The organism is Rhizobium sp. NZLR11, from assembly GCF_019685115.1.
GTDB lineage: Bacteria > Pseudomonadota > Alphaproteobacteria > Rhizobiales > Rhizobiaceae > Rhizobium.
Window position 1 is genome coordinate 1 of the sequence record NZ_JABDWD010000050.1, and the last position, 5,522, is coordinate 5,522.

5 protein-coding genes and 1 pseudogene are annotated in these 5,522 nt (G+C 60.8%); 2 read left to right on the plus strand and 4 right to left on the minus strand.

The window, feature by feature from the left end; translation table 11 throughout:
- Positions 1-844: 844 nt before the first annotated feature.
- The gene (locus HJB83_RS33810) at positions 845-2,092 is read left to right on the plus strand and encodes an acyltransferase (protein WP_207583191.1); all 1,248 of its coding nucleotides are present in this window, start codon (positions 845-847) and stop codon (positions 2,090-2,092) included.
- Here the strand turns inward: HJB83_RS33810 and HJB83_RS33815 are convergent.
- Genes HJB83_RS33815 through HJB83_RS33825 form a run of 3 tightly spaced genes read right to left on the minus strand, consistent with a single transcriptional unit; the run spans position 2,065 to position 3,935 of the window.
- Positions 2,065-2,628, minus strand: coding sequence for a biotin transporter BioY (locus tag HJB83_RS33815; protein WP_221117813.1), 564 nt, complete (start codon positions 2,626-2,628; stop codon positions 2,065-2,067). The genes HJB83_RS33810 and HJB83_RS33815 overlap by 28 nt on opposite strands.
- Positions 2,629-2,652: 24 nt before the next feature.
- Positions 2,653-3,261: an energy-coupling factor transporter transmembrane protein EcfT gene (locus HJB83_RS33820; RefSeq protein WP_207583193.1), complete on the minus strand. Its 609-nt coding sequence runs from the start codon at positions 3,259-3,261 to the stop codon at positions 2,653-2,655.
- Positions 3,261-3,935 (minus strand): energy-coupling factor ABC transporter ATP-binding protein, encoded by a 675-nt coding sequence (locus HJB83_RS33825; protein WP_221117812.1) that lies wholly within the window; start codon positions 3,933-3,935, stop codon positions 3,261-3,263. The genes HJB83_RS33820 and HJB83_RS33825 overlap by 1 nt, the downstream gene beginning before the upstream one ends.
- Positions 3,936-4,165: 230 nt before the next feature.
- On the opposite strand from HJB83_RS33825, the gene HJB83_RS33830 reads away from it, so the two are divergent.
- Positions 4,166-5,356, plus strand: a complete 1,191-nt coding sequence (locus HJB83_RS33830) for a winged helix-turn-helix domain-containing protein (protein ID WP_207583195.1) — start codon at positions 4,166-4,168, stop codon at positions 5,354-5,356.
- 61 nt (positions 5,357-5,417) lie between these two features.
- Here HJB83_RS33830 and HJB83_RS33835 read toward each other — a convergent pair.
- Positions 5,418-5,522 (minus strand): annotated as a pseudogene (locus HJB83_RS33835) (IS110 family transposase); the annotation flags it as partial.

Sequence of the window (5,522 nt, forward strand, 5' to 3'; positions counted from 1 at the left end):
GTTCAATGGAACGGCGGACGGAGACCCAGGCTCTCCCACGGGCTTGGTGTCCCAAAGGTGCAACGGTCTTCCATCCGCCACCGCAACAGGCAGTACTACGCCAATAGCGGGTAAAGGGAAGTTACAAGGGAGGTATTCCAGCCTGTCATGAAAGTTTCATATTGGAGCCCTTGCCGCGATCGAAATAGTAATCTACTATTTTAGTCAGGAAACAAGATTTCCTGAAACGAACGAAAGGATACTGATTGGAAACACTGTTCTCGAATGGCCTGCTCATCATCTACTTCATTCTGTTTTGTGTCGGAATCTCTGCCAATAGCCACAAGCCGGGTAGTTCTGGCGACGGCGGTGGAGATGGGGGCGACTTTTCACATGGCGGCGACTGCCACGGTGGCGCCTGTGACGATGGTGACGGAGGAGGGGGAGATGGTGGAGGTGGAGACTAGCTGAACTGAAATCGATAGTATGCCCGACCGCCTCAAGGCGGTTTTTTTGTTGCCGATTTTCCAAGCCGTAAGAGGCCGGCAATGGACCGGAACGCCAGACGTTCCGACAGCGTGGAGACGGTTTTCCGTTGGAAATTCCTCATGCGCGACGCGCGCTCTCCACATTTCGATGCCAATACCGCTTCGTGAACCGCGCCCCAATGGGCGTATGCGATACCCCGCTTGACGATCTCGCCGGGGAAGAACGGGAGGCTGTGGCCGCTCGTCTTGATGATCTCTGACCGAGAAAGCTGACGAACTGATCCATCACGCAATCGTCGATTGCCGCGCGTTCTGCGCGTGCCTTGCATCAATATCCCAGCCAGGGTAGTACTGCCTCAGATATTGGGAGAACAGATATGTCGAAATCCGACACTGCCAGCCCGTATATTTACGGTATCGACGCACTCAGATTTGTGTGCGCGCTCATGGTAACGGTGTTTCATCTCGGATTTGCTTCCTGGGCGTCGCCCTTATATCTGAGACCCTACAAAATGCCCGCGATCGAGAATGTTGCCCAACCGGGATGGGTTGGCGTCGAACTGTTCTTCGTCATATCCGGGCTCGTGATCATCAACTCCGCCGCCTCGGCCACCGCCATGTCGTTCCTGAAGGGACGGGTCCTGCGGCTGTATCCGGCGGTGTGGATCTGCGCGTCACTGACGCTGATCTTCATCGCGACGCAGGATATCAACAGGCGCGTCATCAAGAACTATCTGCGGTCGATCACGCTCTATCCGGGCGGTCCATGGATCGATGGTCAATATTGGACACTGGCCTGCGAGATATGTTTCTATGCCCTTGTCTTCATCCTGTGTGCGACCGGTCGTAGGGCGAGGATGCCTGCGCTGGCGCTCGGCCTGTCGTTGGCAAGTACCGCTTTCATCGCTCTGTTAAACGCATTTCCCGATTCTGAGATCCTCGCCATATTCACCGACACCGCCTGGCGGGCCGTTCCCTTTTATTACGGCTGCCAGTTTGCCATCGGCATCTACATCTACATCTGGCTTTTGTCTCGAACGCGGATGAGCCCAATTTCCTGGGTGGGTTTGATCTGCGCGCTGGTGACCGGGGCTACTCAGATTTACATGGCAGCCGGCAGCACCAGCGATCGCACGCTCGCCGTGGCGGGTCATTCATTCTCGCCGCTTCCGGCAATCTTGATCTGGGCGGCGGGGCTGGTCTTCATCGCGGCCAGCGTCGGCTATAGCCGGCAGATCAGTCGTCTCCCGAAAGCCTTGCTCCAATCGGTCAAAACCCTCGGCTTGATGACCTACCCGCTCTATCTCCTGCATTTCGCCATCGGCATCCAGCTTCTCGATTGGCTGACCGATCTGGGCATGACACCCCTGCCGGCACTCGGTTTGGCCGTCGCGATCGTCTGTGCAATGTCGCTCGTCGTATGCAAATGGGGAGAGCCGCCCATCCGCAGAGTTCTGCGCATGGTTTTTGATAGGCTTGCTCACCGGTCGCTGGATTTGGCCAATAATTCAATCGATGTTGAAAGCAGCCGTCAACAAGCGACAGCCGCCTTCGAGCCGAAGGCGGCTGTCGGTGCAGGTGATAGCGTGCCTACGCCTTACGCGCGCAGCGGCAGCAGGGGATAGCCGACCATGACGGCGCGGCCGAGGAGGGCTGCGACGAAGGCCTTGACCACATCGCCGGGAACGAAAGCCATCGAGCCGATGAAAGCCTTCGTGAAGCCGAGACCAGCCACCGTCGCGAGATAGGTGATGCCGAAGGCGTAGAGCACGACGACGCCGCCGACCACGGCGGTGAGGAAGAAGCTCACCGTCTGCACCAGGCCGGACTGCCGGTCATTGACCAGCCGCTCGCTGAGATAGCCGGTGACGAAGGCGGCAAAGATCCAGCCGATCAGGAAGCCGGCGGTCGGCGAGGCGAAGATCGCCAGCCCGCCGCGGCCGCCGGAAAGCACCGGCAGGCCGATGGCGACGAGCAGGAGCACGATCATCACGGCAATGGCGCCGCGCCGGGCGCCGAGCACGACGCCGGCCATCATCACGCCGAGCGATTGCGCGGTGATCGGTACCGGAATGAAGCCGAGCGGGATCGGCGGCAGCAGGCCGAGCGCCACGATGATTGCGGCAAAGAGGGCGGTGAGAACGAGGTCGCGGGTGCTCATCATGAATTCCGTGGTTAAAATTGGTTAACTTCCATGCCGCCGAATGCCGCGCGCGTCAATCGCCGAGGCGATATTATCCGCATCCTTGAGCGTCAGAATGATCAGTGGCGCAAGCAGGCTCGCCGGCCGGGCCTTCAGCCCACGCGCCCTGTGCGCCTCGCGGATCGCCTGATAACGCGTGACGATCTCGGGCACGAAGCGCAGCACCAGCCCAAGCGCCAGGCCGATATCGTCGGCCTGTACCCAGCCGGTGCGCTCCAGCGGGCGGGCAAGCGCCGTCACCTCGTCGATAAATTCGGTGATCGACGTCGTCGCCGTCACGGTGGCGGCGAAAAGCATCAGCGCCGTCAGCCGCAGCAGCGGCACGAGCGCCTCGTGCCAGGGATTGAAGATCAGGTTGAAGAGCGCGACGACGGCGATCGTCAGGAAGATCGGCCGCAGCCGCCTGAGCGCATCCGCAAACGGCAGGCCGACCATGCGGTAGAAAACCGCCGTCAGCAGCACGGCGGTGGAAAGCACGGCGAGATTGTCGGTAATGAACAGCACGACGCTCAAGGCCGCAAGCGACAGCAGCTTTAGCCGCGGCGAAAGCCGGTGCATCACGCTGTTGCCTTCGACATAGAGCGATTGCATCAGGCGGCGATCTCCCTGTAGCGCGCGATCGCCTCAATGGCCGGCGCATCCGCGGCAAGCCGCCCTTCATGAAACAGCAGCACTCGCTCGAAATCGGCGATCAATTCCAGGTCATGGGTGATGACGATGGCGCTTTCCGGCAGCCCGGCGATAATCCCTTCGACCAGCGCCCGGTTCTTCAAGTCGAGCTGGTTGGTCGGCTCGTCGAGGATGAGAATGCCCGGTCCCGTCGCCAGCACCGAGCAGAGAGCGGCCACCTGCAGCTCGCCGCCGGAAAGCTCGTGCGCTCGGCGACCGGCGAGCGCCTCGGCGCCGAAGCGGGCAAGCACGGCTTCGACCTTCGCCTCGATCTCCGCCTTGGTGAAACCGCGCCGCTTCAGCCCGAAGGCGATGTCGTCCCTGACGATCGGCAGGATGATCTGGTTCTGCGGCGACTGGAAGATGAAGCCGACATCGGCCACAGCCGCCTTCTCGTCGGCCGTATCGCGGCCGTTGACGGTGACGCGGCCGACCGTCGGCTTGCTCAGCCCGTTGATCAGCCGCGCGAAAGTCGTCTTGCCCGAACCGTTCAGCCCGATGACGCCGACACGTTTCCCAGAAATGCCGAGCGTCAGCGGCTCCAGCGCCACCCGTGCCCCGAAACTGACCCCGGCACCTTCGAAAACAATATCCAAACCAGCCCTCACATCCATGCGATGCCGCTTTCTATACGGAGACGCCGGGGGGATGAAAGAGCAAATCTCGCTTTCGATATCCACCGAATATCGGGTGGCTGGAGCAATCCCAGCAAAAGTGCGCAGCGGTTTTGCGTCCGGGATCGCGTGGAAACAAAAGCCTAGAGCATTTCCGTGATTCGGAGAAAAACGGAATGCGCTAGGAAGATTTTCCGGATTATGATGTCGCCATGACGAATCTGCTTTCCAATTCCGACGCCCGCCGTGTCTTTCTTGCCAAGCAGGGCCTCAGCGCCCCGCCGAACCGCGCCTTGACCAAGGACGGCCTGTTGCAGCTCATCCGCGAGCTGGGTTTTGTCCAGGTGGACAGCATCCAGACGGTGGAGCGTGCACATCATCAGATCCTGTTTTCCCGCAACCAGACCTACCGGCGCGAGCACCTGACTGCGCTGCTCGAAAAGGACGGCGCGCTGTTCGAGCACTGGACACATGACGCCTCCATCCTGCCGAGCACCTTCTTCGTTTATTGGAAACACAAGTTCCGCCATCAGGAAAAGGTCATCATCGAACGCTGGCGCAAATGGCGCGGCGAGGGTTTCGAGACGGCTTTCGAGGAGACCTATGAGCGCGTCGAGCGCGACGGCGCGATCCTCGCCCGCGACATCAAGGCCGACGGCCATGTCTCCGGCGGCTGGTGGAACTGGCATCCGAACAAGACCGCGCTCGAATATTTCTGGCACACCGGCAAGTTCGCCATCGCCGGCCGGTCGAACTTCCAGAAGATCTATGACCTGACGGAGCGTGTCATCCCGGCCGAATTCCGCGAGCCGGAGGTAAGCCGCGAGGAATTTATCGACTGGGCCTGCCGCAGCGCGCTCGCCCGCCTCGGCTTTGCCACCCATGGCGAGATCTCAGCCTTCTGGAACCTCGTCTCGCCCGATGAAGCCAAGGCCTGGGTATCAGCCCATCGCGATGAGCTGATCGAAGTGCTGATCGAACCGGCGCTCGGCGCCAAGCCGCGCCCCTCCTGGGCTTTCGCCGATTTCCTCTCGACGCTCGACAATTACCCCGGCGCTCCGCCGCGCATCCGCGTGCTCAGCCCCTTCGACCCGATGATCCGCGACCGCAACCGCACCGAACGCCTGTTCGGCTTTTTCTACCGCATCGAGATTTTCGTGCCCGAACCGAAGCGCGAATATGGCTATTACGTCTTCCCGCTGCTCGAAGGCGACCGGCTGATCGGCCGCATCGACATGAAGGCCGATCGGAAGAAATCGACGCTCGATGTCCGGCGGCTTTGGCTGGAGCCCGGTGTGAAGGCTTCGGCGGGGCGGCTGGAGAGGCTGGAGGCGGAGCTGGACCGGGTGGCCAGGTTTGCGGGGGTGGAGAGGGTTGTTTTGCTCGACGGGTGGAGGGGGTAATCTCTTCTCCCCAGCGGGGAGAAGGTGGCCCGCAGGGTCGGATGAGCGACTATCTGGGCTGTCAAGTTGCATGTTCGAATTCTCTTCGCGCATCTCGTGCTTTTGCATTGAGAATGACCAGGAGTTTTCGGGCGAGCGCGATGCGGATGACCATTTTCGGTTTGCC

Coding starts and splice junctions, on each gene's coding strand:
- HJB83_RS33810 (WP_207583191.1), top strand. CDS start 845: ATGTCGAAATCCGACACTGCCAGCCCGTATATTTACGGTATCGACGCA.
- HJB83_RS33820 (WP_207583193.1), bottom strand. CDS start 3,261: ATGCAATCGCTCTATGTCGAAGGCAACAGCGTGATGCACCGGCTTTCG.
- HJB83_RS33815 (WP_221117813.1), bottom strand. CDS start 2,628: ATGAGCACCCGCGACCTCGTTCTCACCGCCCTCTTTGCCGCAATCATC.
- HJB83_RS33830 (WP_207583195.1), top strand. CDS start 4,166: ATGACGAATCTGCTTTCCAATTCCGACGCCCGCCGTGTCTTTCTTGCC.